The sequence below is a fragment of the Rodentibacter sp. JRC1 genome (assembly GCF_020521555.1).
In the GTDB taxonomy this organism is placed as follows: Bacteria; Pseudomonadota; Gammaproteobacteria; order Enterobacterales; family Pasteurellaceae; genus Rodentibacter; species Rodentibacter abscessus.
In genome coordinates this window covers 1,165,436-1,191,602 of the sequence record NZ_BPWA01000001.1, presented here as the reverse complement: position 1 = coordinate 1,191,602, position 26,167 = coordinate 1,165,436, and the positions used below count along the sequence as shown (strand labels likewise).

Here is a 26,167-nt window from a genome sequence, read left to right as displayed (position 1 = left end):
CATTTATTCTTCTTTTTTCACTTCATCCCATAATATATCCATTTCAATAAGTGAAAGATCACTGAGTTCGTAACCTTTTTCTTTTGCTTTTTGCTCGACCTTTCTAAAGCGTTGCTCAAATTTAAAATTTGCTTTACGCAAACTTTCCTCCGCATTACATTTTAAGTGGCGCGATAAATTCACAACAGCAAAAAGCAAATCCCCCATCTCTTCTTCAATTCTGCAATGATCTTGTTGAACCTTATCAAATTCTTCTTTCACTTCTTGTAACTCTTCTTCAACCTTAGCAAAAACCAGTTCGATTTCATTCCAATCAAACCCAATTTTTGAGCATCGTTTTTGCAACTTCTGCGCTTTTAACAAAGAAGGGAAAGCATTAGGAATATTATCTAAAATAGAAGAAGTTGCACTATTTGACTTCTCTTGTGATTTAATCTCATTCCAACGGGCGAGCGCCTCTTCTTCATTCCCAGCATCTGCATCACCAAAAACATGAGGATGACGGCGAATAATTTTCTTTGCCACATCATTCAGTACATCGTCAAAAGTGAAATAATTATCTTCTGAAGCCAACTGACTAAAAAAGACGACTTGAAGCAAAAGATCACCCAATTCTTCCCGTAAATTAGCAATATCCTTTTTTTGGATCGCTTCAATTACTTCATAGGTTTCTTCCGTAAGGCAAGGAATCATTGATTCATAATTTTGTTTGAGATCCCAAGGACATCCGCCACTCGGGTTGCGAAGCTGAGCGATTAATTGAATAAAATCATGAATTGAATATGACATAATAAATCCCCTAAAAAAGTTTAGGCTAGTATACGATTTATTTACCAGTAATGAAATTTGGATTTAGATGGCAGGGGCGGAGAGGCTCGAACTCCCAACACCCGGTTTTGGAGTTCTAAAAATCGTAAAAAGCAATAAATCGAATTTCAACAAAACTTAAATAATTCAATCAGTTATCCAACCAATCAAATTATTCACATATTATCATTTTATCCCTATAAACCAGTTTTACGACACAATTGTGACACAACTCCAAAGGATCCAAAGAAATAACCATTAAAACCAACAAGAAAAGCAGAAATTGTGTCAAAACGATAGCTTTGCCACACTAACCGTTCTTTTATTTTATCCATTCGTTTCCTTTTATTGCTTATTTGTTCTCGAAATTTTGAAAATTGTTTTTTAAATTTTAAATTTCGTTCTTTACCTATGCAATTCGTTTCTATACAATGCGGTTTCATTTACGAGAGGGTGTTAAAATGAAATATGCAATTGAAATGAGCAAGATTATTGAAGGAGCGTTGAAATACGATAGGGCGAAAGTGGTTAACTATACCCAGCTGTTGATTGATAAACTATACGCTGAGGGGGAGCAGAGAAGCGCTGGGCGTTTTAAAAAGATTTTAGCGTCCACAGAAAGCCATAGTTTGCAACCTATGAGGTTGGATAAGGCGTTGGCATTGCCCGTGGATAATGAGTCTCGAACAATGTTAGCGGATGTGATTTATCCTGACGATAATCATATTGATGTTATTTTGTCGCAAAACAATGCCGATAAATTAGCCAGTTTTCTGTTGAATTACCGTCATGCAGAGAAGTTGTATGCGGCGGGGATTGGTTTAGTTAATACACTATTGATGTATGGCCCGCCAGGTTGTGGAAAAACAAAATGCGCTTATTTTATTGCCAAGCAGTTGAACATGCCGCTTGTAATTGCGCGTTTAGACAGTTTAATTTCGTCTTATTTGGGGACAACGGCGAAAAATATCCGTTCGCTGTTTGAATTTGTGCAGAAAATGCCTTGCGTGCTATTTTTAGATGAGTTTGATGCTATTGCGAAAGCGCGTGATGATAATAATGAGCTTGGCGAGTTAAAGCGGGTGGTTAATAGTTTGTTGCAAAACATTGATTTGATGAATAAGGACAGCATTGTGATTGCAGCAACCAATCATCAACATTTGTTAGATCCCGCTGTTTGGCGACGATTTGAATATAAGTTGGAGATTGGTTTGCCTGATGCGACGGCAATTAAGCAGATGATTCAGCTGTTTAGTCATCAGCACGTAACCTTTGATGAGAAAACCCTTGACGAATTTGTGGCAGTTTTTGCAGGATTGAGTGGTGCAAATATCGAAGCCATTATGAATAAGGCGGTTCGTTTTGTGGTGGTTCACGACTTACCTTTGAGCAAATCGCAAATTTATCAGGAACTATTCGTGTTTAAAAATGTTGTGCCTGATGAGGCGACGACAAATAAACAAGCCTTGGTGTTTAAGGCAAAATTTTTACGGGGTTGCGACAGTAAGTTATTTAGCCTGCAAACCATTGCGAATATCTTAGATTGTTCCAAAACCACTATTCAGAAAATTTTGAGCGAGGACTAAAAATGAGTGAAAAATATTTACCAATTAAAGTGGTGTTAAAAAGAAATCAAGACACGAAAGCAAACCAAGGAGGTGGTTCAATTAAATTTTTTGGTGAAGTGACTGATAGATTAAAAGCGGATTTGATTGATAAATTCAATGATGTTTCAACATATTATGCCTCAGTATTTAGTCAGGCCCCGACAGTACCTGCCGTTGGCAAGATTACAGTACGGGAAGAGGCTATTGCTAAATCGCATAAACCAAATGATTTATGTCGTTTTTGTTCGATTATTGGTGGCGAACACCTTGATGAGATTTATATTAAAGTGACGGAAAAAGATATTGAGAGAACCGTTCAACTTATTCAGAATCCACCCTCTGAGAAAATTAAAGCCAATCTAACCGTGATTAAAGACATTCAGCCCATTGCGGCGAAAGATAAAATCGCTGCGACGTTGCAAGGTTTGAATCGCGAGCAATTTGAGCAAGTTAAGCATAGAATTAAAATTAAACTGTTTGATTTTGATGATGATTTGGATAATTTAAGAGTTTCTCAGTACGTTACTCAACAGTTAGACCATCTTGGTTTTCAAAAGCAATATGAATTTATTCATTATGGTTCATTGAATCTAATTAAATTGCAAGTGAATGATTATCAAGATATTGATTCTCTGTCTCAAATTAATGGCATTAAGTTGATTGATGTTTTTCAGCGCTTTTCTTTGCCAAAGTTAAATCAGCTTAATATCGACTTCAGAAATTCATTTTCTACACTGAATTTTGATGAAAAGGAGACGACCATTGGGATTATTGATAGTGGAATTAGTGTTGATAACCCCTATTTAGCACAAGATATCATTGCAAGAGAAGTTTATGTGGCAGAAACCTATCAAAATCCATCACATGGTACGTTTATTGCATCGATGATCCAATATGGCAATCTGTTAAATGATCTGCCTGAAGCGCAGCATTCTCGCTTTAAATTTATTGATATTGTTGCGCTGCCAAATGGTGATGAACGTTATGGAGAGGTGGATGATATTGGTGAAGATGACTTAATGGTAATTATTAAACAGACAATGCAGAAATATGCAAATAGTACCAAGATCTGGAATTTATCATTAGGTATGCCAGATAATATTTGTGACTCGTCTATTTCGACATTCGGCGAATTCTTAGATCAGATGCAAGCGCAATATAATGTGCAATTTGTGGTATCAAGCGGTAATTATCTTTTACATCGTCAGTGGCCGTCTAATATTGCAGAGGGAGATGATCAAGATCGAATTATCTCGCCAGCGGATTCCGTTCGGGCAATTAGCGTGGGCTCGGTGGCATTATTTGATTCAGAAGATTCCGTAGTGAAGAAAAATGAACCATCTTCATTTAGTCGGCGCGGACCTGGCGTAGGCTATTCGGTTAAACCAGATATTGTGGAATATGGCGGAAATTGCGATTTTCAAACTAGTTATGATGGCATAGGTATGCGGGGGATGGATTGTCAAGGAAATGTTATTGAGGGTATTGGTACAAGCTATGCTGCCCCCGCGCTGCGAAGAAGTTAGCTCATATTTATGATGAATTACAAGACAAAGATTTGTTATTAGCCAAAGCAATGTTAATCCATTCAGCGAGAATGCACTCGCGAGTAGCATTTAATTTAACACCTGATGAAATGAAGTATTATGGTTTTGGTTTACCCGCTGAAGATGTGCAACAAACCTTGTTATGTAGCGAGAGCGAAGTGACGTTGATTTTTAAACAGCAGATCGCTCAAGGCACACATTTGGAAATGCTCGATTTTCCTTACCCACCCTCTCTGATTGAAAACGGTCTTTGCAAAGGCGAAATTGCAATGACATTGGTTTATAATCCTACTTTAGATAAAAAATTTGGCGAAGAGTATTGCCGTACCAACATTGATGTGAGTTTTGGTACTTTTAGTTATGGTAAAAATAACAAAATAAGTTTTAAAGGTTGTATACCACTGGAAAGAGTGTGGGATGAAAAATTTGAACGGAGTATGGTAGAAAATGGCTTTAAATGGAATTCGGTTAAATCCTATCATCGCAAGTTGAGCCATGTAAAGTTTCGTGAGGGATGGAAATTAAGAATTAATGTGACACCACGAGGGCTTAAGCAAATTCCGCCTCAAGAATTTATTTTAGTGATGACGATTAGAGATCCAAACAATAACGATATTTACACTGAAATGATCAATGGATTAAGAGATAAAGGGTTTATTACTACGAATTTAGAAACACAACAAACGATTCGCCAATCTGTTCGTCGAACTTCTAAATAACGAAAATGTTGTCTGGAGGGACCCTATCCAAAAATTTGTGTAAGTGCCTGTTTCTGAGATAATCACCTTAGTCAGATACAGGTATTTTTTATGAACGAAGAAAAAAATCAAAGCATTAACGACTGAACTCCCCCCTAAGGTCTCAATCAGCTTTCCCGTATGTTGAAAAATCACCGTGGAAACCGCTCTAAATACAGAACACCTAAGCTATGAAAAACATCAGCCGAGAAAGTGCCCCCATAATGGATACACGACTAAAACAGTTCTTTGTGGTGAAAGAGAACTTGACCTCGCCATTCCTCGAGGCCGCGATAGCCCTTTTGAGTTCTAAAAATCATAAAAAGCAATAAATCGAATTATTCATATATTATCATTTTATCTCTATAAACCAGTTTTACGACACAATTATGACATATTTCAAAAAAATCTAAAAACTGCGTTTTCTTGCGTTATTTTGCGTTGAAAGATCGCAATAAAAAGATCTCAACCGTGCCAATGCTGACAAGATCTGAATGATGATCTTAATTTGCGTTGAAATCGACACATTTAGTGCGCAGGCGTGGCGAGGGTTTGACTGCGATTTTTGGGGTATGGGTTTCGTTGAAAAATCAGGGGAAATCAGGCTTTTTCCCTTTGTGCCGATTATAGGTTTGATATAATAAACTAGGGCGATATTAAAAGGGTAAGCGGCAAAAACACTTACTTTATGCAATAAAAAACCCACGCAGACGTGGGCATTTTATTTGGGAAAGGAGCCATTTCTTTATTCTTGCTCTAGTAATTTGTAATCAACAAAGCGAATTACTTCTTCACCGACTATTTGATTGATCTCTTTAAGCCGCTCCTGCAGTGGAATAATTTCATTCACAAAAAAAACCTTAGTTGCTTTTTCGACATCACCAAAGCCTCCGGTGTTATTTGGGATAATCCCCATCAGTTGTGGCGGTACACGGTGTGCGGCAAGTACATCATCACGGCTGGTATTCTTAATATTGAGGAACTCATCTTTCGCCACCGCATCTGAAAGTGGAATCACTTGAATGCCCTCTTTCTTGCCATTCGGAATATGAATAAACAAATTTTTAAAATTGCCTTTTCCTTTTGTTTGCCGGATTTGTTCCTTGATTGCTGCGACATCGTCTTTATTCTGCGTTGGGTCAGTCATATAAATAATTGCCCCGGCGTGCGCACCATTCAAATAATATTTGCGGCGGAACAATGTGGCACTTTCATTTAAGAACGCTGATTGCAACGCTGCCAAATATTCCGGTACGCCATAGATTTCTTGGTTCACATCAGGATTAATCAAATTAAACACCGAGCCTTTGGCAAATTGATATTCATCACAGCCATTCACCACTTGATAAAATACGCCCTGTTCCACACCCACACGCATATATTTTGCAAGGGGCGCATTTAGCGACACAACTTGGCCAAAGCCATTACGCACCACTTCAATGTAGGCGTTGCCGAAAATCAAATAATCCTGCACCAATTTTTCTAACTGGGTGCGAGGCAAAAGTGCGGTCGTTTTACAGGTAGAAAGCAAAATATTCTTCTTCACCGTTACCGCACTTTGATGATGAGGCGAAGCATTGAGGGCTTTGGAAAGATAACTCAAATTAATCGGTGGATTGTAGTATTTCTGATACATCAATACCGGCTCGAAATAATTGAGAATTTCCGCCCGGTCAAGCACGGGGATAGGTTCGCCAAAGCTAAAGGTTTCCACCGTGGCTTGAGAAAGTGCGGTCATTTTTTTACGTGATTTTTTCATTTGCTTATATCCTATTCAAAAGTAAAAATGGTGGTTTGACTGCCGGCAACATCACCGCCAAAACCATAAGGCACATTCAAAATGCAGTTCATAATCGCCCACGAAAGATCGCCGTGGCTCGCCTCTTCCGAACGGTCGGAAACGTAGGTCATTTTGCCCGTGCCGGTAATGCGTTTTTTCACGGTCATAAAACTGGTGATGATCTCGTTACCATCAAATTTCAAACGGCGTTTTTGGATCAGATTTTGGGTTTTCAGCACCATCTCATTTTTTAAATCTGCGCTATAATCTAGCCCAATCACCATCGGATAAAATTTTTTGACCTCTTGATAAACACCCGACCCCATTCCGGTTTTATCAATCACAATGCGGGTGATATTGTAATCATCGCAAAATTGTTTAATTCGCCCCGCTTGGGTTTCATAATCCATCCCGTGGAAGGTTTGCCAGTGCAGCACACGATAATCACCGCCTTCAACTCTTGGCGGCGCAACAAGACAAAGTGCGGCACGGTCACCGGTAAATGCGGGATCATAACCCAACCACACTTCACGATTGCCAAAAGGACGTTGATAATTAGGATTGAAATCAGTCCATTCTTCATAGCTATCCACTAGGCAATGTTGCAAATCGGCAAATTTAAAGGCAGAGCTGTTATCATCGGCAAATTGACACAAAAACAACTGTTCAAATTCTTCTTTGCTGTTTTCCGCAATCAAATCATCAATATTAAACAGATTACAACCGCCCTCTAATGCATCATAAATGCTCACAATCTGTTTCCATTGGCGATCAGCACACAACTTGCCGGCACGCAAATTTTCATGAGAAATATCGATTTCGACCTTTTCGGATTTTGCACGGTTGCGATTAAAGGCTTTGCCGGAAAAAAACGCATAAGCGGGGTGCGCAATAGTGGTCGGAGTTGAAAAGTAGGTTTGGCGATACATCTTTTGCGCCGCCATACCGCTTGCCACTTTGCGCATCACATCAAATTTCGGCACCCAAAACACTTCATCAAAATATAAATTGCCGTGATAAGATTGTGCGGTAGCGGAATTTGTCCCAAGAAAAATCAACTCCGCCCCATTCGGCAGCTTGATTGTCTCCCCTTTCAAATCCACGTCTGCGGTTTGTTTGGCATAGTTCACAATGTAAGAACGGAATTGCAGTGCCTGTTTTTTACTGGCGGATAAAAAGATTTGGTTATGCCCGGTGGTGAGTGCATCAATAAAGGCTTCGTGGGCAAAATAAAAAGTTGCCCCAATCTGACGACTTTTCAAAATGTTACGAATGCGATGTATTTTCGCTTTATGCCACACCCGTTGATATTCAAACATTCCCCCAAGAAAGCCATTAATCAATAACTCTTCTTGTTCTTGGGTAATGGCATTCTGTTCGGCTTTTTTTCGCTCCCCTTTGTTACGATTGGCAAGTTTCGGATTTAAATCCACTTCATTGCCATCACCATAGGAATATTTTTTCACTCGGGCGGCACGTTCTATTTGCCGTCCTAATAAATCAATTTCTTTGAAATCCGTGCCTGATTTCGGCTCTTTTAAAATCAACTGGCAAAGACGGGTTTCTAGGGTGATTTCGACTCGCCCGATGGGTGCAATTTCGTCCCATTTTTCCCGTTTAATCCAAGAGGATATCGTACTTGCCGGAATGCCTAATTGACGGGCAATTTCCGCTACTTTAAAACCATTCCAATATTTGACTTGCGCTTGGCGTTTTGTACTACTATCAATCTTATTTACCGCTAATTCTTCATCTTCAGTGAGCTTGATTTTCTCTGTCATAGCGTCCTCATAATCAATTAACGCTATGATCTAAGTTCGCCACGTAAAAAAATATTCAAGCTCATTGTTAGCCTTGATTTCACAATCCCAACTCATAGCCAAACAACAAAAGCACCGCCAATATAGCCTTAATTTTCACACTGAACCGAAATAGGAAAAATATGCACAAATTCAACAAGAGCAAATGGTTTGTCGTTGCAACGGAAGGTGCAACCACAGACGGTCGCACCATCAATCGCACTTGGATTGAACAAATGGCGACAAATTATGATCCGAAAAAATACGGCGCACGCATCAATCTTGAGCATCTTAAATTCCGTATGCTTTGGAATGATGAACCCCACTCTAAATGCTACGGTGATGTGTTGGCATTAAAAACCGAAGAAAACCAAGAAGGCAAATTGCAGTTATTGGCTCAAATCGACCCAACGGACGATTTAATCAAGCTGAACAAAGACCGCCAAAAAATCTACACCTCTATTGAATGTGATCCGAATTTTGCCGATACCGGTGAAGCCTATTTAGTGGGACTTGCCGTCACCGATAATCCGGCAAGCCTCGGCACGGAAATGTTGAAATTCTCCGCCGGTGCAACGGCAAATCCGCTCACTCATCGCAAAGAAAAAGCCGAAAACCTGTTCACTGCGGCGATTGAAACCGAATTCGAGTTTGTAGAAGAAGCTGAAAAAGCCCCTTCAGTGTTTGAAAAAATCAAAGGGTTATTTGCGAAAAAAGAAAAATCCGATGATGAACGCTTTACCGATCATCAAGCCGCCTTAGAACTACTTGGCGAACAGGTACAAAAAACACAAGAAAAATTGACCGCACTTTCTAGCGATTTGGCAACACAGCAAACGGAATTGGCACAAATGAAAGCGGACAATGAAAAAATCCATGCTCAATTTGCCAAATTGGAAAAACAACCGGCAGCCCATTACACACCACGCCCACTTGTGGCAGGTGAAAGCCAAAATGCCGATGGTCGCTTTTTCTAATTAAAACAGCTAACAAAAACACCGAATACAAAACACATAGGATTTCACCCATGAAAAAATTCACCCAAGAAAAATTTACTCGATACCTTGCAGGCGTAGCGGCGGACAACAATGAAAGCGAAAGTTTTGTTGCCGCAGGCGGTCAGTTCACCGTTGAGCCAAGCGTTCAGCAAAAATTAGAAAATGCGGTGCTTGAAAACTCTGAATTTTTAAAACGCATCAATATTGTGATGGTTGAAGAAATGAAGGGCTCGACATTGCGTTTAGGTGTATTAAGCCCGGTAGCAAGCCGCACCGATACCAACCAAAAAGCCCGTGAAACCACCGATATTCACAGCTTGCAAGAAAATACCTACGCTTGCGAACAAACCAATTTTGACACTCATTTGAGCTACCCGATTTTAGATGCTTGGGCGAAATTCCCTGATTTTGCGGCACGTGTCGGCAAATTGAAAGCCGAACGTATTGCACTCGACCGTATTATGATCGGCTTTAACGGTACAAGTGTCGCCACAACCACCGACCGAACCAAAAACCCGCTATTGCAAGATGTAAACAAAGGTTGGTTAAGTCAAATTGAAGAAAAAGCCCCGGCACGGGTGATGAAAGAAGAAGTCAAAGACAGCGGCAAGATTGAAATCGGCACTGGTAAAACTTACAAAAACCTTGATGCCCTTGTCTTTGCACTGAAAGAAGATTTTATCCCTGCACAATATCGTGACGACACCAAACTGGTCGCCATTATGGGCAGTGATTTACTTGCGGATAAATACTTCCCATTAATCAATCAAGAAAAACCGACCGAAATTTTGGCGGGTGACACCGTGATCAGCCAAAAACGTGTGGGCGGTTTACAAGCGGTTTCCGTGCCGTATTTCCCGAAAGGCACAGTGCTTATCACCTCGCTTGATAATTTATCCATCTACGTACAAGAAGGCAAAGTACGCCGCCACATTAAAGACGTGCCGGAACGTAACCGAGTGGAGGATTATTTATCTTCTAACGAGGCATACGTTGTGGAAAATTACGAAGCCTTAGCAATGGCGAAAAATATCACCATTGTTGAAACACCGGTTGAACCGCCTAAAGCTGACACGGAATAAACCAATGCGCCCAACCAAACGTCATTTTATAGAAGTGTCGAGCGCACTTGCCAACGCCCACGAAACGGAAGACTTAAGCCAGTTTAGTGAATACGAAAAAATGCTCCGTCTTCTTGCGCGCCACAAGAAGGATTTAAAACAAATCCAATCTACGGCACGCAAAGCGGACTTTAAAAAACGGATTTTGCCGGATTATCTCCCGTGGATTGAGGGTGCGTTATCTGCCGGCACCGGCAAACAAGATAACGTATTAATGACGTGGTGCGTGTGGGCGATTGACTGTGGCGAATATCACCTTGCCTTAACCATTGCCGATTATGCCATTTTCCACGATTTGCAGCTGCCGGAACCGTTCACACGAACCTTAGGCACAATGGTCGCCGAAGAATTTGCCGACCAAGCCAAAGCCGCTACAGCCGCCAATCAACCCTTTGAAACGGCATATTTAGAACAAGTGCAACGACTCACTGCCGATTGTGATATGCCGGACGAAAGCCGGGCAAGATTATTACGGGAATTGGGTTTACTCACTATAGAGAAAAACCCAACCCAAGCCCTTGAATATCTTGAACGTGCCATCGTTTTAGATCAAAAGGTAGGTGTAAAAGGCGAAATAAAGAAATTAAGAAAACAACTTGAGAAAGAGAACACCGAATCTTGATGTTGTTTGATTAACCAAGCAAACCACGCAGCCGACGGGCGGAGAAAGTGCGGTTAAATTTTTCCCCTTTTTTGACCGCACTTATTCTCCCCACCCGTCTTTTTTATAGGTAAATGTATGTCAGACGGTGCAATCTCAATCAAACTTGCTCCCGATTATGAAATGGGGGCGGTGCAACAGCAGGTCGAACCCCACCCCAACACCGATGATTTAATCATCAACGAAGCATTTTTCCCTGATTTATCGCTTTCACAATGCCGAAATCAAATGCGTATTGACGGCACCGTGACCAAAACCCGTCTCTTAGATGCGTTGATTGAAGCCATCGCCTCGGTGAATGATGAACTGGCAGCCTTTCAGCAAGAAAACTCACAACACGGCAAACTGGCGCAAATTCCAACGCAACATATCAATAACGAAAGCATTCTGGTGCAACGTTACCGCCGAGCCGTGCTTTGCCTTGCTGCCGCTAATCTGAACGAACGCTACGCCGCCTACGACACCACCAATGACGGTGAAAAGAAAATGGAGCTGCTTAAAGACGGTATCGACCAACTCCGCCGTGATGCCCGTTTTGCCATCAGCGACATCTTGAAAATCCGCCGAATTGACGTGGAGCTAATCTAATGAAAGTACGTGCGCAACAAAACGATAATCTTGATGCCATCGTTTACCGACATTTCGGCAAAAGCCAAGGCTTGCTTGAAATCGCCTGCGAATTAAATCCGCGCTTAATGCACCTGCCTATTATTCCCATTGGGACGGAGGTCAATTTGCCCGATCCTGACTCCGAAAAGATCAGCGTTGCACAAGATAACTTGCAATTATGGAATTAATCAAATGATCAAAAATACAGAACAACTCTCCTATTTTGGTTCAATCTGTGCATTTTTTGCCGGATTAACCTTGAGTGATATTGCCTCAATTTTCGGGATATTGTTTGGCTTAGCCACCGTATTAACCAACTGGTATTACAAGAAAAAAGATTTTGAATTAAGAAAATTAGAAGTAGAAGGAAAAATCAATGGTAAGAAAAACCGCTAAATGGATCTGTGGGGTCTCCGCTATTGTTGGCTTAACTCTCGCTTTACACGGCAACGAGCTACGCACCTCGGAACAAGGCTTACTCCTTATCGGCAATGCCGAAGGTTGCCAACGCAAGCCCTACACCTGCCCTGCCGATGTTTTAACCTTTGGTATCGGCACCACGGAAAGCGTTGAAAAAATCACCCGCAACAAAATTTACACAGACGAAGAAATTGCCCGCGCCTTTGCCAAAGGCGTAAAACAAGCGGAAAAATGCGTCAATACCTACGCCAACGGACAAGCCATGCCACAGGGCGCATTTGATGCCTTAACCTCCATCACCTTCAATATCGGCTGCGGCAAACTAAAAAACAGCACCCTTTTTAAAATGGCACGCCAAGGCTACAGCCAAGCAATGTGCGGTCAATTTGAACGCTGGATTTACGCAGGCGGTAAACCACTTAAAGGCTTAATTCACCGCAGACAAAAGGAGAAAGCATTATGTTTAACTTTCTAAGTGCAAAAGAAAAATGGATTTTATTGGGTGGCCCGATACTTTTAGTGCTGATCATATTATTTCAAGGTTGGCAGGCAAACCACTGGCACGCTGAAATGGTGAAAGAAGAACAGCTCAAAGCCAAATGGCAAGCCTCCTATATGGCACTCAACGAACACGTGCAGCAATTTGCCGAACAACAAAAGCAACTTACAGCAGTAGTGAATGCACTCAAAACCCAACAAAGCAAACAAACCGAGGATTTAAAAAATGCACTTAAACAACATCAAATTTGGGCTGATAGCCCTGTGCCTGACAGCGTGCGTGGCGTGCTCAACCACACCGCAGATCATTAAACAACCGATACTTTGCCCGCAAACCGCCGAGTGCGGTCAAATTTCGCCACAAATTCGCACCAATGGCGATTTGGCACAGGCGTATCAACAGGCACGGCAAAAACTAAACCTTTGCGTTATCGAAAACGACAGCCTGAAAAACTGTATTGAGGAATTTAATAAAAAGGAACAGAAGCAATGACCGACCAATTCGACCGAGCGCAGCAACTGGAAGAAATGCAACGTGAAATCGCCCTAAAAAAACACCGCAGGTTTAAAGCGGTAAGCCGTCTTTATTGCGAAGATTGCGATGCCCCGATTCCTGAAAAACGCCGACAAACCATTGCGGGCGTAACCCGTTGTGTAACCTGCCAAGAACGGGAAGAAAAACGCCAACGGAATTTTAGAAAATGAAAAAGCCCAATCAACTCCGCAAAATCCTTGAGCAAAGCCACAGCGATTTTGAGAAAAACCCCGACCGTTTACAGCTCTATGTGGACGGTGGGCAAATTATCGCCACGGGGGCAAACTCATTCAGTTTTGAATATCGCTACAGCCTCAATGTGATTGTGACTGATTACGCAGGCGATATTGCCGCACTGGTTGTGCCGATGATCGCCTACTTACGCACCAATCAACCGGAAATCTTTGAAAACCCACAACTACGTGAAAACGCCTTTAAATTCCAAGTGGATTACAACAATAACGACACCGCCGACATCAGTTTTGAAATCAAACTCACCGAACGGGTGGTATCCCAAAAAGAGGGCGACAGCGTACAAATAAACTATGCCAAAGAACCCACAATGAACGAACCAAACCGGGTAAAAGTTTATTTGCAGGATTGGGAACATTTAATTTTTGAGGGTGAGGTCAATTAATGGCAACGGTAGCAGAAATTCAAGCAAAATTGACCGCACTTATCGCCAATTTATCACCCCAAGCACGCCGCCAACTGGCAAGAAAAATCGGTCAATCCTTGCGAAAAAGCCAATCCGCACGCATTGCCCGACAACAAAACCCTGACGGCACGGCATTTGAAGCACGAAAACCCCGTAAAAATTTCGGCAAAAAGCAAGGGCGAATCAAACGCAAAGCGATGTTTGCCAAACTCCGCACCGCCCGCCATTTAAAAGTGCGGTCAAACGGCAACGAGGTTTCGGTGGGGTTTAATGGCTCAAGTGCCGCCATTGCCGCCGTGCATCAATACGGATTAAGCGGCACAGTGGATAGAAAGAAAGGTATTAAAACAAAATATGCCCAACGGGAATTGTTGGGCTTTACGAATGAAGATTTAGAGGAAATAGAAACGTTAATAATCGATCAGCTAAGTTTTTGATTCAGCTTATCAAAAAATGTATTTAAGCGATTTACTACATACAAAAGCAGTGCAACCGCTGCATAAAAAATAACGGCATAAAACACATAAATAAGCGCATCGTTTAAATAAAGAATCGGAGCGATTGCCAGTAGAATAACCGCCAAAGCGATATACCAAAAACGAACTGCCAAGCTAAATATTGTTGCAGCAAAGCCACTAACCATTGCGAAACCGCCGACAGCTATTGCAACAATCGCCGGCAATCCAAAAGCAAGTAACAATAAAGCGAGGATAAGTTCCATGGCATTCTCCTTAGTAGATATTCCCATTCTTTTAAAATAATTAATTTTTGTCAATACAAAAGAGTACAAAAAATGAATAAATTAGCTATTCAGGTCACACTAAGTGCAATAGACAAATTAACAGCTCCGTTTCGCAAAGCATCAAAAGAAGCTCAAAAATTTGCTCAATCTATCAATAAAACTAAAGCTGCACAGGATTCACTCAAAAATCAGCAAAAATTAATTAATAATTTTACTGCCCTTAAAAATTCTATTCGTCAAAATAGCCAAGCCCTAAAGCAAGCACAAAAGAATGCGCAAGATTTGGCAAAGCAATTTAATTCAAGCAGTAATCCGACTAAAAAATTAAAGCGAGAATTTGAGAATGCCAAACGTGCGGTAACACAACTCAAACGGGCTCAAGTTGAGGAAAATAACAAACTCAATCAACTCCGCCGAACACTATCTGAAGCAGGTATCAGCACAAAAAATCTGTCGCAATCCCAACGGGAATTAAAACGGAAAATTGATACGGCGAACCAGTCTCTTCAAAAACAAGATCAACGATTACAAAAACTTAATCAACGTGCAAAAGAGCAAGCACGCTACCAAAATCAAGTTAAAAAATTAAAATCCGGTAGTGATTTTGCTGCGGGTTTCGGTGTTCGTGCGATGGCTCACGGTGGGGCTGTGCTCGGTAGCGGCTCATTAATGATGAAACCCGCTTTAGAATTTGAAGAAGAATTTTCCAAGGTTCAAGCTCTGGCCCGTTTAGATAAAATTCAAGATGCCGATAGAATTAAACAATTAAGAGATCAAGCCATTGAGTTAGGTGCAACCACTTCGTTTACTTCAAGAGATGTTGCCGCGGGGCAAGGTTATTTAGGGATGGCAGGTTTTGATGATAAACAAATTTTAGCTTCTATGTCTGCCGTTTTAAATATGACCAAGGCTGCAGGAATGGAAATGGGGCGTGTTGCTGATATTAGTTCGGATATTTCATCAGGTTTTAAAATTCCGGCAACCGAAATGAATCGTGTTGCCGATGTATTGACCCTTACCTTTACTTCGAGCAATACAAACCTTGAATTGCTCGGTGAAACAATGAAATATTTAGGGCCGATTGCTGCCGGTACGGGACAAGATTTTGAAACCATGTCGGCAATGGTTGGGTTACTAGGAAACGTAGGGATTAAAGGTTCTCAAGCAGGGACATCTTTACGTTCTGCCATGTTACGTCTTGCCGGGCCACCAAAACAGGCTGCAAAAGCGTTGGCAAAACTTGGCGTATCTGCAAAAGATAGCAAAGGTAATATGCGGGCATTAACCGATATTCTCGTTGATGTAGAGAAGAAAACGGCCAAAATGGGGTCAGGCGACAAAATGGCATATTACAAAGCCATTTTTGGTGCTGAAGCCGCAACCGCTATGGTTGAATTAGTTAAGCAAGCCGGTACACAAGGCATTCAAGAAATGAGTAACAAGCTCAAAAATGCTACCGGTACAGCCGAAAAAGTCGCAGAAACTATGGCGGACAATGTATTGGGTGATCTTAAAAATCTACAAAGTGCCAGCGAAGCCTTAACCATTTCTATTTTTGATGAAACATCAGGGAGCATTCGGGAATTAATTCAACAATCTACTCAATTTTTACGAACTGCAAATCAATGGATAAAAGCGAATCCACAACTTGCAGCAAGCATTGCTAAATGGGTTACAGGTATTAGTGCAGGATTGGTCGCAGTAGGCGGATTAAGTTTAGTTTTTAGTTATTTACTCTATCCTGTCGGACGGACAATTTTATTTTTTAATAAACTCACAGGTGCAAGTAAACTATTAAACTTCGCCTTATTTAATTCGGATAATAAACTAAGACTATTCAATAAATCCTTATTTTTCGCTAAAACCACATCAAGTGCAGCATCAAAAGGAATAAATAAGTTCTTGTTATTTACGAAATTAATCCCGTCAAACTTGATGAAAGTTATCGGTAAAATGAAGTCGCTTTCCTCTTGGCTCAATGGGTTAAAAATGCTTGCCCGCATTGCTATTTTGCCATTACGTTTAGCATTAATGGGCGTTGGCTCAATATTAAGTTTTTTACTCTCCCCTATCGGTTTATTAACTGCCGCTTTTGTCGCTGCAGGTGTTTATATCTACAACAACTGGGAAAAAGTGCGGGCGTTTTTCGGTGGATTTTGGGAAGGTTTAAAATCAGGGCTTGCACCGGTTATTGAAAAATTTAAACCATTAGGCGATCTGTTCGGTATTGTCGTGGGTTGGATTGAAAAAGCCGTGAAATGGTTTACCGATTTACTCTCGCCGGTTCAGAGTACACAAAAAGATTTAGATGAGGCTGCCGCGGCCGGCAAAAAATTTGGTGAATGGTTGGCTGCAGGTATTGATTTAGTCACAAAACCGTTGCAATGGGTAATGGATAGCATTAAGTGGGTTGTTGATAATATGCCAAGCGTAGATAAAATTGCAACAACACTTGTGCCAAAAGAACACGCTGAACAAATCCAAAGAACGGCAAATATGGCCAATAATATGTTTGACCCAAACTATGATCCAAGCCAAACCGAACACAAATGGATTGGCGGTTTAGTGGGTAACGGTCAAGGGCGGTTATTCGCAAAAGGTGGCTACACCGGAAACGGTGGCAAATATCAACCGATGGGCATTGTTCACGGCGGCGAATATGTAATGACAAAAGAAGCCACATCACGCCTTGGTGTTCACACTTTAAACGCTCTCAATTACGGCAAACAAGCCTTAATTGCAGGCGGTTTGGGTGTAAGTGTTGCAACTGCCGCACCGGTGCAGGTTGATAGCCGACCGCCAATTTCCGCACGCCCCGTTGCCACACAAGCGGCACAGCCAATGAACGTGCAAATCACTATCAACGCTGCACCGGGAATGGACGAACGAATGATTGCACAACAGGTCGCAAAAGCAATTCAAAAATACCAAAATCAACAACAAGCACGTACCCGTAATAGCTTACGTGATCGTGTTTAGAATAAAGGGCGAAAGCCCTTTTTTGTTGCGTTTAGAAAAAACCAAGGTTATAGTAGCTCCATCACATAAGGGGGAACTATGTTTAAAGAAAAAGGCTATGATGAATTTTTAGCGGAAAAAATCCGCCGCTCGGAAGAAGATATAAAAGCCGGTCGGGTTTATACACTTGAAGAAGCCAGATCTAAATGGCAACAAACAATAGAACGTAAAGCGGTTGAATTAGCGGAATTAGAAGAACAACAACACGAGGGCGTTTATGCTTAAAGTTGTATTGTCTGAAATGGCGGTTCAGGATATTGACAATATTTTAGCGAATGTTTATGAATTTACCGGCTTTATTTCAACACCACAAAAACTGCTTGCCGAACTGAATAAAACCATTGATTTAATTGAATTTATGCCAAATGCCATCGGTCGCCTAAGAGATGACGGAAAACGTGAGGCATTTTGTCGGGGTTATCGTATTGTTTATAGTATTCAAGAAAATGAAGTGCTGATCAACACGGTGATACACAGCCGACGACTTTACCCTCGCCCTGAATAAACGCCCTATCTAGGGCGTTTTTTGTTATCCCTAATATCACACTCCCCCGCCCTCGCAATCCCTCTCAATCTCACCAACAATAAGGCATTTATTACAACCTATTAAGGGCGTTATGTCTGCCGAATTAAACCGCCGTATTGATAACCTTATCCGCTTTGGCACCATTGCCGAAGTGGACTACCAAACCGCCCGTGCGAGAGTAAAGAACGGTGAAATTCTGACGGATTTTTTACCCTTTATCACTTTACGTGCCGGCACAACAAAAACTTGGTCACCACCGACTGTAAATGAACAATGCGTAATATTAGCGGCAAGCGGAGAATTTACCACCGCTTGTGTACTGGTCGGGCTTTACACTCAAAACAGCCCAAGCCATTCGCCGGATATACACCTGCTCCAATTTGCCGATGGTGCGGAGATTGAATACAACCAAGCTACATCGGCACTAAAAATTAGCGGAATTTCAACCGCACTTGTGCAAGCGCAAAGCCAAATTGATATTCAATGCCCGACCGTAAACATCAAAGGCAACGTGAATATTAACGGCTCACTTTCCACAACAGGTGCAATCAGCACACAAAGCGGCATTACCGCCAAAGGCGATGTGAAAGGCGGCGCAATCAGCCTACAAAACCACAAACACCTTGAACAAGGTGACGGAAAAGAAACGAGCAAAGCAAGATGAATCGATACACAGGCGAACGCTTAACAGACGAAACAGCCCATATTAAACAATCCATTGCGGATATTTTACTCACCCCTATCGGCTCACGCATTCAGCGGCGTGAATACGGTAGCCTTATCCCAATGTTGATTGACCGCCCGATTAGCCGAGCTTTGCTGTTACAACTTGCCGCCTGCGCGGTCACGGCGATTAATCGATGGGAACCAAGGGTGCAAATCACCCAATTTAAACCGCAGGTGATTGAGGGTGGGATCAATGCAGCGGTTATTTATACCTATAAAAATAAAGGAAAATCCATAGAAGATAATATTATTTTGCAAGGTGCTATATGAGTAAGTCATTGATTGAGCTAGCTAACTTACCCTTTCCAAAGGTCATTGAAAGTATTGATTTTGAAAATCTTTTGGCTAAACGTAAAAATAAATTCATTTCCCTTTGGGAAGATGAGGAACAGAAAGAATATTGGCGCAAAAGATTACAGTTAGAAAGTGAACCGGTCGTTAAGTTACTCGAAGAAAATGCTTATTTAGAATTATTATTACGTGAGCGAATTAATAATGCCGCAAAATCAGTTATGCTCGCTTTTGCCAGTGGTTCAGATTTGGATCATCTCGGTGCATTGTTTGGTGTACAGCGTTTAGTGATTAGAGAGGAAGATTTAACTGTACAACCTCCCATTTATGCCGAATATGAAAGTGATGATCGCTTGCGTAAACGTATTCAGATGAGTCTTGATAGATTAAGCACTGCAGGTTCCCGTGGCAGTTATAAATACCATGCGCTAAGTGCATCACCTTTAGTCAAAGACGTCACTATATCAAGCCCTAAATCCGGCACAGTACAAGTTACTGTGCTATCAACCGAAAATAACGGGCAAGCCAATAATGAATTACTTGGAAAAGTAGATAAATATTTAAATGCAGAAGAAGTCCGCCCATTATGTGATACGGTACAGGTTAAATCAGCACAAATTATTAACTATCAAATAGAAGCTGAACTCGTTTTATTTCCATCTGTGATAGAGCATATTGTTTTGGATAATGCAAATGCAACATTGCTTTCCTATATACAAAAACAGCATCACTTAGGATTAGATATTACACGTTCAGGTATTTTTGCCGCCTTACATCAAGAGGGGGTTCAAAATGTAAGACTTATATCCCCACAAAATGATCTTATTATCAGTCCAACACAAGCAGGGTTTTGCACAGCAATAAATATTAGAAGCGGAGGGATAGATGAATAATCACTTATTACCCATAGGCTCTACTACTTTTGAACGTAATTTATCCTTAATTTTTAGTGCCATCACTCAATTAGATATCCCCATTACCTCATTATGGTCTGCTGAATTATGTCAAGATAGTCATTTAGCTTGGCTAGCTTGGTCTTTAAATACTGATGAATGGTCTCACGACTGGTCAAATGAAACCAAACGTCAGGCAATTAGCCAAAGTCACTATATTCATCGGCATAAAGGCACTATTGCGAGTATTCGCAGAGTGCTAAAAGCAAGTGGATTTGGTGATGCGGAAATTTTGGAAAATCTTAATGCTCATTTTTACAGTGGAAACATCATTTATAACGAAAATATGGTGTATGGCGGTTCTGATAGCCATTGGGCAACTTATCGCATCGTTTTAACACGACCAATATCAAATGAACAAGCGAAAGAAGTACGTAAATTACTAGAACAAACAGCCCCTGCCCGTTGCCATCTTGCAGGGCTGCATTTTGAACAAGCTAATCTTTATAACCATCAATTTGTCCACAACGGCAAATTTTCTTACGGAGTCGCATAATATGGCAAATTTAATAGAAACCCCAAAATGGGAAGACGGAATTTACCAACTGGAAAAAACGGATCCTGTTGTTGGCGGTGCCGATGGAATATCTAACCGCCAAGCCAAACAACTCGCCAACCGCACGAGTTATTTAAAATCGGAAACAGAACGGTTAGACCGAGAAAAAGCCCCAACGGCTAGCCCAAGTTTTACAGGCACGCCAACCGCCCCAACAGCAGCACAGAATATCAATAGCAATCAAATTGCTACCACCGCCTTTGTGAAAACCGCCATTGCTAATTTAGTCGGCAATGCCCCAGAGGCATTAGATACCTTGGTGGAATTAGCCAAGGCTTTAGGCGATGATGCCAATTTAAAACAAACCTTGCTGAGTGAAATTGGCAAGAAAGCCAACTTAACGGACTTGAATCAAGCGAAAAACCAACTTGACCAACTTCGCACAATGTTTGTCGGTGTGCCAATTCCCTATCCCCTTGCCACGCCACCGAGCGGCTTTTTGATAATGATGGGACAAACTTTCAGCAAAACGACTTACCCGATTTTGGCACAACGCTATCCTTCCGGGCGTTTGCCTGATATGCGAGGGGAATTTATTCGTGGTTGGGATAATGGGCGTGGTGTGGATAGAGGGCGAAGTCTTTTAACCACTCAAGGGGATGCAATTCGCGACCACTTCCACTATTTACCTACGCAAAACGGCTCTAATGATAAGTTAGAAGATGGTATTGATTGCGCGATTGGTGACGGCTCTGATGTGTCCGTCAGTGTTTCAGGCAAATTCTTCTTGATTAATGATCTCCCAAGTAACTCGCGCGGTAACAATGCCGCATTAGATAATCGTGGCGGTAGACCGAGAACTTATTCGGCACGCATTAATAATGGTGGCGTAACCGCCTCCGAAAACCGAGTAAGAAATATCGCCTTTAACTACATCTGCTTTGCAGCCTAAGGAGAAATAAATAATGACCGTACAATTTGATAACGAAGGCTTTGCCATTGCTGATGGTGAAATCGTGATTTACCTCACCGACCATCAAGGTGTTTACAGCCACCAAGAAATCCAATTTATTGCAACCGGCACAGGGTTAAGTGCCAACGCCTATTTAGATACGCCACCAAAAGCCAAAACAGGCTTTGCGATTGTTCGCACCGCTAAAGGCTGGGAGTATATTGCCGACCACCGAGGCAAAACCTATTACGACAAATCGACCCAAAGGGAAACCGTGATGACCGAATTAGGGGAAATCCCCTCAAATTTGACCGCACTTAAACCGAAAAACGAGCATGAAGCGTGGAATGAAAATGCTGAGCGTTGGGAAATTTCAGCAGAAAAACAAACCGCACTTTTAAACGAACAACGAGAGAAAATCCGCATTGAAATTAATGCACTGCGTGATAAAAAGAACTGTAACGGGGTGTATGTAAGTGCACTTGGTAAATGGTTTGATAATGATGATGCGGCATATCAAAATTTGCTCGGTTTTAAAGCCAGTCTTGATTTGCTTGGTGACTACGAAACAGCGTGGATTTGCGCAGATAATAGCGTTATTCCTGATTTCAACAAGGAAAAGCTCACCCAAGTTATCGCACAAATTATGCAAGATAAAACCGCAAACGTGCAAAATGCTATGCGACATAAAATTGCATTAGAACAAAGCCGTAATCCATCAGAATATAATTTTTCCGATGGTTGGACACAAACCTACGTGGATTTTATGGAGCAAAGCAATGAATAAAATTTATCTCGCCCTCTATAAAGGAGACGGCGACTGGAAAGACAAAATTATCCGCTTTTTCACGAAGGGTAAATATTCGCACTGCGAAATCGCCATCGAACGGCTGGAAAATTGGGGACAATACGATTACCGCCCCGTTTACGATTGCTACACATCAAGCCCTCGTGACGGCGGTGTGCGTTGTAAGCAAATCAACGTGGCAGACAACACCAAATGGGATTTAATCCCGTTAGACAACGTGACGGAAGCCCAAATCAAAGCCTATTTTGACCGCACTTCCGGCGCAAAATATGACTGGTGGGGTGTGCTGGGGATTGTGCTTGGTATCAAGCAACAACGCAGTAAATATTTTTGCAGTGAGTGGTGCTTTAATGCCATCAAAGGCAGTGACGAGGGTTGGAGATTTAGCCCGAATCAGTTGGCGGTGATGTTTAAGTAAAAATTTACGGACTGATCTACCCCAAAAGTTGGATCAAATAATCAAGCAATTACGGGGGAGATTCAGTGTATTAAAAGAAGTAGAATAATCATCAGTTCTCACTTCTTACTGACAATCAATCATTTTTGTAGTAAAGATTGAAGTAATAAAATAAAAATCAAAATACAACTTATTGATTTATAAAAACCTATTAAAAAAATCCAACTCCCGCCAGCAATTTATGTAAGATTTACCTCACTTATTCGTCTAATCTAAAGTTGTGCAACTTATGTATCAGTCAGGAAAAGGTAGGTATCTATGAAAAAAACAAATCATATCAATAAAATTATTCGTACAACCGGGCTTATCATGCTCTTTTCTTCAGCTCTTGCTGCTTGTTCAACTGCGCAACAAATGAGAACTGAAGGAGGAATGTTGGTAACCAGTTCTGCCATTGCAGATGGGAAATTTGCCGATAGATTCGGCAAACACGGTACACAATTTACCCAGAATGGAATGCCCTCTTATTCTATTCCTTTTGAAATAAAAAATGCTCCTGAAAAAACAAAATCCTTTGCAGTAGTTTTTGAAGATAAAGATGCAGCCGAAGTTGCGGGATTTGTTTGGACGCACTGGCTAATTGCTGATTTAGAGCGTACTTCAGTAGTGGAAAATGAAAGTATTTCAGCAAAGGACTTCGTTCAGGGATCAAATAGCTGGGCAAGCAAGATAAATAAACTTTCTATTGAAGAGGCCTCAGCTTACGGCGGAATGGCTCCACCAAATAAACCACACCGCTATGAACTTTATGTTTATGCGCTTGACACAAAACTCAATTTGAAACCGGGATTCCGTTACAATGATTTGCATTTTGCTATGCAAGGGCATATTCTTGATAAAGCCTACTTAGTCGGTACTTATGATTCTAAATAACTTGATAATAAGCCGCTGATCAACCAAAACAAAATAATATTGTAAGAAAGCCTGTGATGTTCACGGGGTTTTTTATTTTTCCCTTGCTGTTATCCTTTCTTTCACAATGCCCCTTGTTCGACAAGCCTCTCACCACGGGACAAAATAACCCTATCTTTCCAACCCAACTCAAATAGGGCTATTTTATGTCTGAAGAATATCTCCACGGTGTCAAAGTAACCGAAATTTCGGAAGCCTTACGCACCTTAACCACTTCATCAACTGCCGTGATCGGCTTAGTCGCCACCGCTCCCGATGCCGACAATGATACTTTCCCGCTAAACAAACCCACCTTACTCACCGGCATTACCCCGGCAATGATTGCCAAAGCGGGGAAACAAGGCACACTCTCACGTGCATTGGACGGCATTTTAGATATTGTAAATTGTAAAGTGGTCGTGATCCGAATCGAAGAAAGCGAAGATGAATCACAAATGAAAGCGAATGTGATCGGTGGCGTTGATGATGAAGGCAATTACACCGGCTTAAAAGCGTTTCTAGTGTCTGCTGCCGTATGCGGTGTCAAACCTCGTATTTTCTGCGTACCGAAATACGACAGCCAAGATGTGACCGTTGAATTGCTTTCCGTTGCACAAAAATTAAATGGTTTTGTATATGCCTCTTGCTATGGCTGCAACACCAAAGAACAAGCGGTCACCTATCGCCGCCAATTCTCTCAACGTGAATTAATGTTGATTTTCGGTGATTTCCTTTCTTTCAATCCTCACACCAAGCAAACGGAAATTGATTATGCCGTCACCCGTGCGGCGGCAATGCGCGCCTATCAAGACAAAGAATTTGGCTGGCACACCTCGATTTCCAACAAAGGTTTGAACGGTGTGACGGGCGTAACTAAACCGCTTTCATTCGATATTAACGATTCGGCAACGGACGTAAACTATCTGAACGAACAAGGCATTACCGCCTGTATCAATTACAACGGCTACAAATTTTGGGGCTTGCGGACTTGCTCTGCCGATAAATTATTCATCTATGAAAACTACACACGCACAGCGCAAGTGTTGAAAGATACTATTGCACAATCCTTTGATTGGGCGGTGGATAAGGATATTTCCGTCAATTTGGTGAAAGATATTGTAGAGGCAATAAACGCAAAATGGCGTGAATTTACCGCCAAAGGTTATTTAATCGGCGGTAAAGCCTTTATCAATGCCGAGTTGAACACTGCTGCCACCTTAAAAGATGCCAAATTGCTTGTCTCTTACGATTACTGCCCTGTGCCACCATTAGAACAGCTTGGCTTTAACCAATATATTAGCGATGAATATTTGGTTGATTTTGCCGCCAATATTGCAAAAGTAGGAGCGTAACCCATGGCTTTACCCCGCAAACTCAAATTAATGAATTTCTTGGCTGACGGTAATTCTTACCGCGGGCAAGTCAACGAAATCACTCAACCGAAATTAGCCCTAAAATTGGAAGAATACCGTGCAGGCGGAATGATTGGCCCGGTGAAAATAAACTTGGGCGTAGAAGCCCTTGAAGCGCAATTCAAAATGGGCGGTTATATGACCGAACTTTTAAAACAATTCGGCGGTGCGATTGACGGCACGCCACTACGTTTTGCTGGTTCGTACCAACAAGACGACACCGAAGAAGTCACCGCCATTGAATTGGTGATGCGTGGTCGATTTAGCGAAATTGACAATGGCACAAGCAAATCGGGCGATGACACTGAACAAAGCTACACCGTGCCTTTAACCTATTACAAAATCATCGAAAACGGCAAAGACTTAATTGAAATTGACTTGCTCAATTCAATTTTCGTTGTGGGCGGCAAAGACCGCTTGGCGGAACACCGTGCAGCCGTAGGCATCTAGTTTAACTTCACACACCTTGCCCCGAAAGGGGCTTTTACTTAACGTTGGAAATTTATTATGAAAAACGAAACTTCAAAAATCATCACATTATCAACCCCGATTCTGCGTGGCGACAAACAAATCACCGAAATTACCGTGAATAAACCCACTGTGCCGGCATTAAAAGGCTTAAAAATGTTTGACGTGTTGCAAATGGATGTGGATGCGCTGCAAGTGTTACTGCCACGTGTCACACTCCCGGTGTTACACAAAGCAGATTTTGCCACAATGGAAGTGGCTGACTTTACCGAACTTTCTGCGGCGGCTGTCAGTTTTTTAGGGAAGAACTCGGAAACGGAAGAAGCGACCGAGGAATAATCCTAATTGCCGAAACCGTGGAAGATGCCATGGCAGATATTGCCCTGATCTTCCACTGGCAACCACAAGCCTTTGAAGAAATGAGTTTCACCGAATTAATGCAATGGCGAGAAAAAGCAAGGGAACGCAATGAAACGGAATCTGATTGATTACCTCATAACAAAACCACGTTACATTATTTGGCGTGGGTTACTGATTACGCTCCTCTGTTTTTGGTTGCTTGTGGTATTCGGTGTTGCTTTTCTTTTTTCTTAACCAACCAAGTGCGGTCAGAAATCAAGGGATTTTTTGACCTCACTTTTTAGATAAAT

36 protein-coding genes are annotated in these 26,167 nt (G+C 41.7%); 31 read left to right on the top strand and 5 right to left on the bottom strand.

Annotated features, from left to right (window positions below; genetic code table 11):
* Window positions 1-3 precede the first annotated feature (3 nt).
* Together mazG and HEMROJRC1_RS05415 are read right to left on the bottom strand one after the other, a co-directional pair.
* Window positions 4-789: a nucleoside triphosphate pyrophosphohydrolase gene (gene mazG, locus HEMROJRC1_RS05420; protein ID WP_226691982.1), complete on the bottom strand. Its 786-nt coding sequence runs from the start codon at window positions 787-789 to the stop codon at window positions 4-6.
* Window positions 790-1,004: 215 nt separating this feature from the next.
* The gene (locus HEMROJRC1_RS05415) at window positions 1,005-1,142 is read right to left on the bottom strand and encodes a hypothetical protein (protein ID WP_226691981.1); all 138 of its coding nucleotides are present in this window, start codon (window positions 1,140-1,142) and stop codon (window positions 1,005-1,007) included.
* 126 nt (window positions 1,143-1,268) lie between these two features.
* On the opposite strand from HEMROJRC1_RS05415, the gene HEMROJRC1_RS05410 reads away from it, so the two are divergent.
* From HEMROJRC1_RS05410 to HEMROJRC1_RS05400, 3 genes are read left to right on the top strand one after another with little or no spacing between them, the layout of a single operon-like run.
* On the top strand, window positions 1,269-2,393 hold the full coding sequence (locus HEMROJRC1_RS05410) for an AAA family ATPase (protein WP_226691980.1): 1,125 nt from the start codon (window positions 1,269-1,271) through the stop codon (window positions 2,391-2,393).
* Between the two features lie 2 nt (window positions 2,394-2,395).
* Entirely contained in the window at window positions 2,396-3,940 is a 1,545-nt protein-coding gene (locus HEMROJRC1_RS05405) for a S8 family peptidase (RefSeq protein WP_226691979.1), read from the top strand.
* 32 nt (window positions 3,941-3,972) lie between these two features.
* Window positions 3,973-4,680 (top strand): hypothetical protein, encoded by a 708-nt coding sequence (locus tag HEMROJRC1_RS05400; RefSeq protein WP_226691978.1) that lies wholly within the window; start codon window positions 3,973-3,975, stop codon window positions 4,678-4,680.
* 763 nt (window positions 4,681-5,443) lie between these two features.
* Here the strand turns inward: HEMROJRC1_RS05400 and HEMROJRC1_RS05395 are convergent.
* Both HEMROJRC1_RS05395 and HEMROJRC1_RS05390 read right to left on the bottom strand, forming a co-directional pair.
* Entirely contained in the window at window positions 5,444-6,457 is a 1,014-nt protein-coding gene (locus HEMROJRC1_RS05395) for a phage portal protein (protein ID WP_226691977.1), read from the bottom strand.
* Window positions 6,458-6,468: 11 nt separating this feature from the next.
* A complete protein-coding gene (locus HEMROJRC1_RS05390) occupies window positions 6,469-8,259 on the bottom strand; it encodes a terminase large subunit domain-containing protein (RefSeq protein WP_226691976.1) in 1,791 nt (596 codons plus the stop codon).
* 161 nt (window positions 8,260-8,420) lie between these two features.
* Here HEMROJRC1_RS05390 and HEMROJRC1_RS05385 point away from each other — a divergent pair, with 161 nt between their 5' ends.
* The 12 genes from HEMROJRC1_RS05385 (at window position 8,421) to HEMROJRC1_RS05330 (ending at window position 14,214) form a co-directional block, all read left to right on the top strand.
* Entirely contained in the window at window positions 8,421-9,254 is an 834-nt protein-coding gene (locus HEMROJRC1_RS05385) for a GPO family capsid scaffolding protein (protein WP_226691975.1), read from the top strand.
* Between the two features lie 50 nt (window positions 9,255-9,304).
* A complete protein-coding gene (locus HEMROJRC1_RS05380) occupies window positions 9,305-10,357 on the top strand; it encodes a phage major capsid protein, P2 family (RefSeq protein WP_226691974.1) in 1,053 nt (350 codons plus the stop codon).
* Window positions 10,358-10,361: 4 nt separating this feature from the next.
* Window positions 10,362-11,018 carry a phage terminase small subunit gene (gene gpM, locus HEMROJRC1_RS05375; RefSeq protein ID WP_226691973.1) on the top strand — a complete coding sequence of 219 codons (657 nt, stop codon included), beginning with the start codon at window positions 10,362-10,364 and terminating at the stop codon, window positions 11,016-11,018.
* Between the two features lie 117 nt (window positions 11,019-11,135).
* Window positions 11,136-11,645: a head completion/stabilization protein gene (locus tag HEMROJRC1_RS05370; RefSeq protein ID WP_226691972.1), complete on the top strand. Its 510-nt coding sequence runs from the start codon at window positions 11,136-11,138 to the stop codon at window positions 11,643-11,645.
* A complete protein-coding gene (locus tag HEMROJRC1_RS05365; RefSeq protein WP_226691971.1) occupies window positions 11,645-11,854 on the top strand; it encodes a tail protein X in 210 nt (69 codons plus the stop codon). Before HEMROJRC1_RS05370 ends, HEMROJRC1_RS05365 begins: the two co-directional genes overlap by 1 nt.
* Before the next feature lie 4 nt (window positions 11,855-11,858).
* Window positions 11,859-12,062: an HP1 family phage holin gene (locus HEMROJRC1_RS05360; RefSeq protein WP_226691970.1), complete on the top strand. Its 204-nt coding sequence runs from the start codon at window positions 11,859-11,861 to the stop codon at window positions 12,060-12,062.
* The gene (locus HEMROJRC1_RS05355) at window positions 12,043-12,561 is read left to right on the top strand and encodes a lysozyme (RefSeq protein ID WP_226691969.1); all 519 of its coding nucleotides are present in this window, start codon (window positions 12,043-12,045) and stop codon (window positions 12,559-12,561) included. Before HEMROJRC1_RS05360 ends, HEMROJRC1_RS05355 begins: the two co-directional genes overlap by 20 nt.
* On the top strand, window positions 12,546-12,896 hold the full coding sequence (locus HEMROJRC1_RS05350) for a chemotaxis protein (RefSeq protein ID WP_226691968.1): 351 nt from the start codon (window positions 12,546-12,548) through the stop codon (window positions 12,894-12,896). The genes HEMROJRC1_RS05355 and HEMROJRC1_RS05350 overlap by 16 nt, the downstream gene beginning before the upstream one ends.
* Window positions 12,865-13,077 (top strand): Rz1-like lysis system protein LysC, encoded by a 213-nt coding sequence (lysC, locus tag HEMROJRC1_RS05345; protein WP_255618270.1) that lies wholly within the window; start codon window positions 12,865-12,867, stop codon window positions 13,075-13,077. Before HEMROJRC1_RS05350 ends, lysC begins: the two co-directional genes overlap by 32 nt.
* Entirely contained in the window at window positions 13,074-13,289 is a 216-nt protein-coding gene (locus HEMROJRC1_RS05340; RefSeq protein WP_226691966.1) for a TraR/DksA C4-type zinc finger protein, read from the top strand. The genes lysC and HEMROJRC1_RS05340 overlap by 4 nt, the downstream gene beginning before the upstream one ends.
* Window positions 13,286-13,756 (top strand): phage tail protein, encoded by a 471-nt coding sequence (locus HEMROJRC1_RS05335; protein WP_226691965.1) that lies wholly within the window; start codon window positions 13,286-13,288, stop codon window positions 13,754-13,756. Before HEMROJRC1_RS05340 ends, HEMROJRC1_RS05335 begins: the two co-directional genes overlap by 4 nt.
* A complete protein-coding gene (locus HEMROJRC1_RS05330) occupies window positions 13,756-14,214 on the top strand; it encodes a phage virion morphogenesis protein (RefSeq protein ID WP_226691964.1) in 459 nt (152 codons plus the stop codon). The genes HEMROJRC1_RS05335 and HEMROJRC1_RS05330 overlap by 1 nt, the downstream gene beginning before the upstream one ends.
* Here HEMROJRC1_RS05330 and HEMROJRC1_RS05325 read toward each other — a convergent pair.
* Window positions 14,199-14,498, bottom strand: coding sequence for a hypothetical protein (locus HEMROJRC1_RS05325; RefSeq protein ID WP_226691963.1), 300 nt, complete (start codon window positions 14,496-14,498; stop codon window positions 14,199-14,201). The genes HEMROJRC1_RS05330 and HEMROJRC1_RS05325 overlap by 16 nt on opposite strands.
* Before the next feature lie 72 nt (window positions 14,499-14,570).
* Between HEMROJRC1_RS05325 and HEMROJRC1_RS05320 the strand changes: the two genes are divergently transcribed.
* From HEMROJRC1_RS05320 to HEMROJRC1_RS10880, 16 genes are all read left to right on the top strand, one after another.
* The gene (locus HEMROJRC1_RS05320) at window positions 14,571-17,498 is read left to right on the top strand and encodes a phage tail tape measure protein (protein ID WP_226691962.1); all 2,928 of its coding nucleotides are present in this window, start codon (window positions 14,571-14,573) and stop codon (window positions 17,496-17,498) included.
* A gap of 78 nt (window positions 17,499-17,576) precedes the next feature.
* Complete coding sequence (locus HEMROJRC1_RS05315; protein ID WP_226691961.1) at window positions 17,577-17,762, top strand: hypothetical protein; 186 nt, start codon at window positions 17,577-17,579, stop codon at window positions 17,760-17,762.
* Window positions 17,755-18,042, top strand: a complete 288-nt coding sequence (locus tag HEMROJRC1_RS05310; protein ID WP_226691960.1) for a type II toxin-antitoxin system RelE/ParE family toxin — start codon at window positions 17,755-17,757, stop codon at window positions 18,040-18,042. The genes HEMROJRC1_RS05315 and HEMROJRC1_RS05310 overlap by 8 nt, the downstream gene beginning before the upstream one ends.
* A 112-nt stretch (window positions 18,043-18,154) precedes the next feature.
* Window positions 18,155-18,727 (top strand): phage baseplate assembly protein V, encoded by a 573-nt coding sequence (locus HEMROJRC1_RS05305; protein ID WP_226691959.1) that lies wholly within the window; start codon window positions 18,155-18,157, stop codon window positions 18,725-18,727.
* Window positions 18,724-19,059 carry a GPW/gp25 family protein gene (locus HEMROJRC1_RS05300; RefSeq protein WP_226691958.1) on the top strand — a complete coding sequence of 112 codons (336 nt, stop codon included), beginning with the start codon at window positions 18,724-18,726 and terminating at the stop codon, window positions 19,057-19,059. The genes HEMROJRC1_RS05305 and HEMROJRC1_RS05300 overlap by 4 nt, the downstream gene beginning before the upstream one ends.
* The gene (locus HEMROJRC1_RS05295; RefSeq protein WP_226691957.1) at window positions 19,056-19,973 is read left to right on the top strand and encodes a baseplate J/gp47 family protein; all 918 of its coding nucleotides are present in this window, start codon (window positions 19,056-19,058) and stop codon (window positions 19,971-19,973) included. Before HEMROJRC1_RS05300 ends, HEMROJRC1_RS05295 begins: the two co-directional genes overlap by 4 nt.
* Window positions 19,966-20,529, top strand: coding sequence for a phage tail protein I (locus HEMROJRC1_RS05290; protein ID WP_226691956.1), 564 nt, complete (start codon window positions 19,966-19,968; stop codon window positions 20,527-20,529). Before HEMROJRC1_RS05295 ends, HEMROJRC1_RS05290 begins: the two co-directional genes overlap by 8 nt.
* Window position 20,530: 1 nt before the next feature.
* Entirely contained in the window at window positions 20,531-21,481 is a 951-nt protein-coding gene (locus HEMROJRC1_RS05285; RefSeq protein WP_226691955.1) for a phage tail protein, read from the top strand.
* Window positions 21,482-21,494: 13 nt separating this feature from the next.
* A complete protein-coding gene (locus tag HEMROJRC1_RS05280; protein ID WP_226691954.1) occupies window positions 21,495-22,268 on the top strand; it encodes a DUF4376 domain-containing protein in 774 nt (257 codons plus the stop codon).
* Complete coding sequence (locus HEMROJRC1_RS05275) at window positions 22,261-22,707, top strand: enoyl-CoA hydratase (protein WP_226691953.1); 447 nt, start codon at window positions 22,261-22,263, stop codon at window positions 22,705-22,707. Before HEMROJRC1_RS05280 ends, HEMROJRC1_RS05275 begins: the two co-directional genes overlap by 8 nt.
* Window positions 22,708-23,118: 411 nt before the next feature.
* Window positions 23,119-23,619, top strand: a complete 501-nt coding sequence (locus tag HEMROJRC1_RS05270; RefSeq protein WP_226692936.1) for a YbhB/YbcL family Raf kinase inhibitor-like protein — start codon at window positions 23,119-23,121, stop codon at window positions 23,617-23,619.
* A gap of 185 nt (window positions 23,620-23,804) precedes the next feature.
* Window positions 23,805-24,989 (top strand): phage tail sheath protein, encoded by a 1,185-nt coding sequence (locus HEMROJRC1_RS05265; protein WP_226691952.1) that lies wholly within the window; start codon window positions 23,805-23,807, stop codon window positions 24,987-24,989.
* 3 nt (window positions 24,990-24,992) lie between these two features.
* Window positions 24,993-25,499, top strand: coding sequence for a phage major tail tube protein (locus HEMROJRC1_RS05260; RefSeq protein WP_226691951.1), 507 nt, complete (start codon window positions 24,993-24,995; stop codon window positions 25,497-25,499).
* A gap of 57 nt (window positions 25,500-25,556) precedes the next feature.
* Complete coding sequence (locus tag HEMROJRC1_RS05255; protein ID WP_226691950.1) at window positions 25,557-25,856, top strand: phage tail assembly protein; 300 nt, start codon at window positions 25,557-25,559, stop codon at window positions 25,854-25,856.
* 29 nt (window positions 25,857-25,885) lie between these two features.
* A complete protein-coding gene (locus HEMROJRC1_RS05250; protein WP_226691949.1) occupies window positions 25,886-26,005 on the top strand; it encodes a GpE family phage tail protein in 120 nt (39 codons plus the stop codon).
* Window positions 25,986-26,111 carry a hypothetical protein gene (locus tag HEMROJRC1_RS10880; RefSeq protein WP_255618269.1) on the top strand — a complete coding sequence of 42 codons (126 nt, stop codon included), beginning with the start codon at window positions 25,986-25,988 and terminating at the stop codon, window positions 26,109-26,111. The genes HEMROJRC1_RS05250 and HEMROJRC1_RS10880 overlap by 20 nt, the downstream gene beginning before the upstream one ends.
* The last annotated feature ends 56 nt before the right edge of the window (window positions 26,112-26,167 follow it).

What these genes read in the sequence shown, in the direction of transcription:
- HEMROJRC1_RS05415 (WP_226691981.1), bottom strand. Translation starts at nt 1,142, where the DNA reads ATGGATAAAATAAAAGAACGGTTAGTGTGGCAAAGCTATCGTTTTGAC.
- HEMROJRC1_RS05320 (WP_226691962.1), top strand. Translation starts at nt 14,571, where the DNA reads ATGAATAAATTAGCTATTCAGGTCACACTAAGTGCAATAGACAAATTA.
- HEMROJRC1_RS05350 (WP_226691968.1), top strand. Translation starts at nt 12,546, where the DNA reads ATGTTTAACTTTCTAAGTGCAAAAGAAAAATGGATTTTATTGGGTGGC.
- HEMROJRC1_RS05330 (WP_226691964.1), top strand. Translation starts at nt 13,756, where the DNA reads ATGGCAACGGTAGCAGAAATTCAAGCAAAATTGACCGCACTTATCGCC.
- HEMROJRC1_RS05285 (WP_226691955.1), top strand. Translation starts at nt 20,531, where the DNA reads ATGGCAAATTTAATAGAAACCCCAAAATGGGAAGACGGAATTTACCAA.
- HEMROJRC1_RS05290 (WP_226691956.1), top strand. Translation starts at nt 19,966, where the DNA reads ATGAATAATCACTTATTACCCATAGGCTCTACTACTTTTGAACGTAAT.
- HEMROJRC1_RS05410 (WP_226691980.1), top strand. Translation starts at nt 1,269, where the DNA reads ATGAAATATGCAATTGAAATGAGCAAGATTATTGAAGGAGCGTTGAAA.
- HEMROJRC1_RS05355 (WP_226691969.1), top strand. Translation starts at nt 12,043, where the DNA reads ATGGTAAGAAAAACCGCTAAATGGATCTGTGGGGTCTCCGCTATTGTT.
- HEMROJRC1_RS05390 (WP_226691976.1), bottom strand. Translation starts at nt 8,259, where the DNA reads ATGACAGAGAAAATCAAGCTCACTGAAGATGAAGAATTAGCGGTAAAT.
- HEMROJRC1_RS05310 (WP_226691960.1), top strand. Translation starts at nt 17,755, where the DNA reads ATGCTTAAAGTTGTATTGTCTGAAATGGCGGTTCAGGATATTGACAAT.
- mazG (WP_226691982.1), bottom strand. Translation starts at nt 789, where the DNA reads ATGTCATATTCAATTCATGATTTTATTCAATTAATCGCTCAGCTTCGC.
- gpM (WP_226691973.1), top strand. Translation starts at nt 10,362, where the DNA reads ATGCGCCCAACCAAACGTCATTTTATAGAAGTGTCGAGCGCACTTGCC.
- HEMROJRC1_RS05295 (WP_226691957.1), top strand. Translation starts at nt 19,056, where the DNA reads ATGAGTAAGTCATTGATTGAGCTAGCTAACTTACCCTTTCCAAAGGTC.
- HEMROJRC1_RS05340 (WP_226691966.1), top strand. Translation starts at nt 13,074, where the DNA reads ATGACCGACCAATTCGACCGAGCGCAGCAACTGGAAGAAATGCAACGT.
- HEMROJRC1_RS05255 (WP_226691950.1), top strand. Translation starts at nt 25,557, where the DNA reads ATGAAAAACGAAACTTCAAAAATCATCACATTATCAACCCCGATTCTG.
- HEMROJRC1_RS05265 (WP_226691952.1), top strand. Translation starts at nt 23,805, where the DNA reads ATGTCTGAAGAATATCTCCACGGTGTCAAAGTAACCGAAATTTCGGAA.
- HEMROJRC1_RS05280 (WP_226691954.1), top strand. Translation starts at nt 21,495, where the DNA reads ATGACCGTACAATTTGATAACGAAGGCTTTGCCATTGCTGATGGTGAA.
- HEMROJRC1_RS05365 (WP_226691971.1), top strand. Translation starts at nt 11,645, where the DNA reads ATGAAAGTACGTGCGCAACAAAACGATAATCTTGATGCCATCGTTTAC.
- HEMROJRC1_RS05305 (WP_226691959.1), top strand. Translation starts at nt 18,155, where the DNA reads ATGTCTGCCGAATTAAACCGCCGTATTGATAACCTTATCCGCTTTGGC.
- HEMROJRC1_RS05300 (WP_226691958.1), top strand. Translation starts at nt 18,724, where the DNA reads ATGAATCGATACACAGGCGAACGCTTAACAGACGAAACAGCCCATATT.
- HEMROJRC1_RS05270 (WP_226692936.1), top strand. Translation starts at nt 23,119, where the DNA reads ATGTTGGTAACCAGTTCTGCCATTGCAGATGGGAAATTTGCCGATAGA.
- HEMROJRC1_RS05275 (WP_226691953.1), top strand. Translation starts at nt 22,261, where the DNA reads ATGAATAAAATTTATCTCGCCCTCTATAAAGGAGACGGCGACTGGAAA.
- HEMROJRC1_RS05315 (WP_226691961.1), top strand. Translation starts at nt 17,577, where the DNA reads ATGTTTAAAGAAAAAGGCTATGATGAATTTTTAGCGGAAAAAATCCGC.
- HEMROJRC1_RS05380 (WP_226691974.1), top strand. Translation starts at nt 9,305, where the DNA reads ATGAAAAAATTCACCCAAGAAAAATTTACTCGATACCTTGCAGGCGTA.
- HEMROJRC1_RS05250 (WP_226691949.1), top strand. Translation starts at nt 25,886, where the DNA reads ATGGCAGATATTGCCCTGATCTTCCACTGGCAACCACAAGCCTTTGAA.
- HEMROJRC1_RS05325 (WP_226691963.1), bottom strand. Translation starts at nt 14,498, where the DNA reads ATGGAACTTATCCTCGCTTTATTGTTACTTGCTTTTGGATTGCCGGCG.
- HEMROJRC1_RS05385 (WP_226691975.1), top strand. Translation starts at nt 8,421, where the DNA reads ATGCACAAATTCAACAAGAGCAAATGGTTTGTCGTTGCAACGGAAGGT.
- HEMROJRC1_RS05405 (WP_226691979.1), top strand. Translation starts at nt 2,396, where the DNA reads ATGAGTGAAAAATATTTACCAATTAAAGTGGTGTTAAAAAGAAATCAA.
- HEMROJRC1_RS05260 (WP_226691951.1), top strand. Translation starts at nt 24,993, where the DNA reads ATGGCTTTACCCCGCAAACTCAAATTAATGAATTTCTTGGCTGACGGT.
- HEMROJRC1_RS05370 (WP_226691972.1), top strand. Translation starts at nt 11,136, where the DNA reads ATGTCAGACGGTGCAATCTCAATCAAACTTGCTCCCGATTATGAAATG.
- HEMROJRC1_RS05360 (WP_226691970.1), top strand. Translation starts at nt 11,859, where the DNA reads ATGATCAAAAATACAGAACAACTCTCCTATTTTGGTTCAATCTGTGCA.
- HEMROJRC1_RS05335 (WP_226691965.1), top strand. Translation starts at nt 13,286, where the DNA reads ATGAAAAAGCCCAATCAACTCCGCAAAATCCTTGAGCAAAGCCACAGC.
- HEMROJRC1_RS05395 (WP_226691977.1), bottom strand. Translation starts at nt 6,457, where the DNA reads ATGAAAAAATCACGTAAAAAAATGACCGCACTTTCTCAAGCCACGGTG.
- HEMROJRC1_RS10880 (WP_255618269.1), top strand. Translation starts at nt 25,986, where the DNA reads ATGAAACGGAATCTGATTGATTACCTCATAACAAAACCACGTTACATT.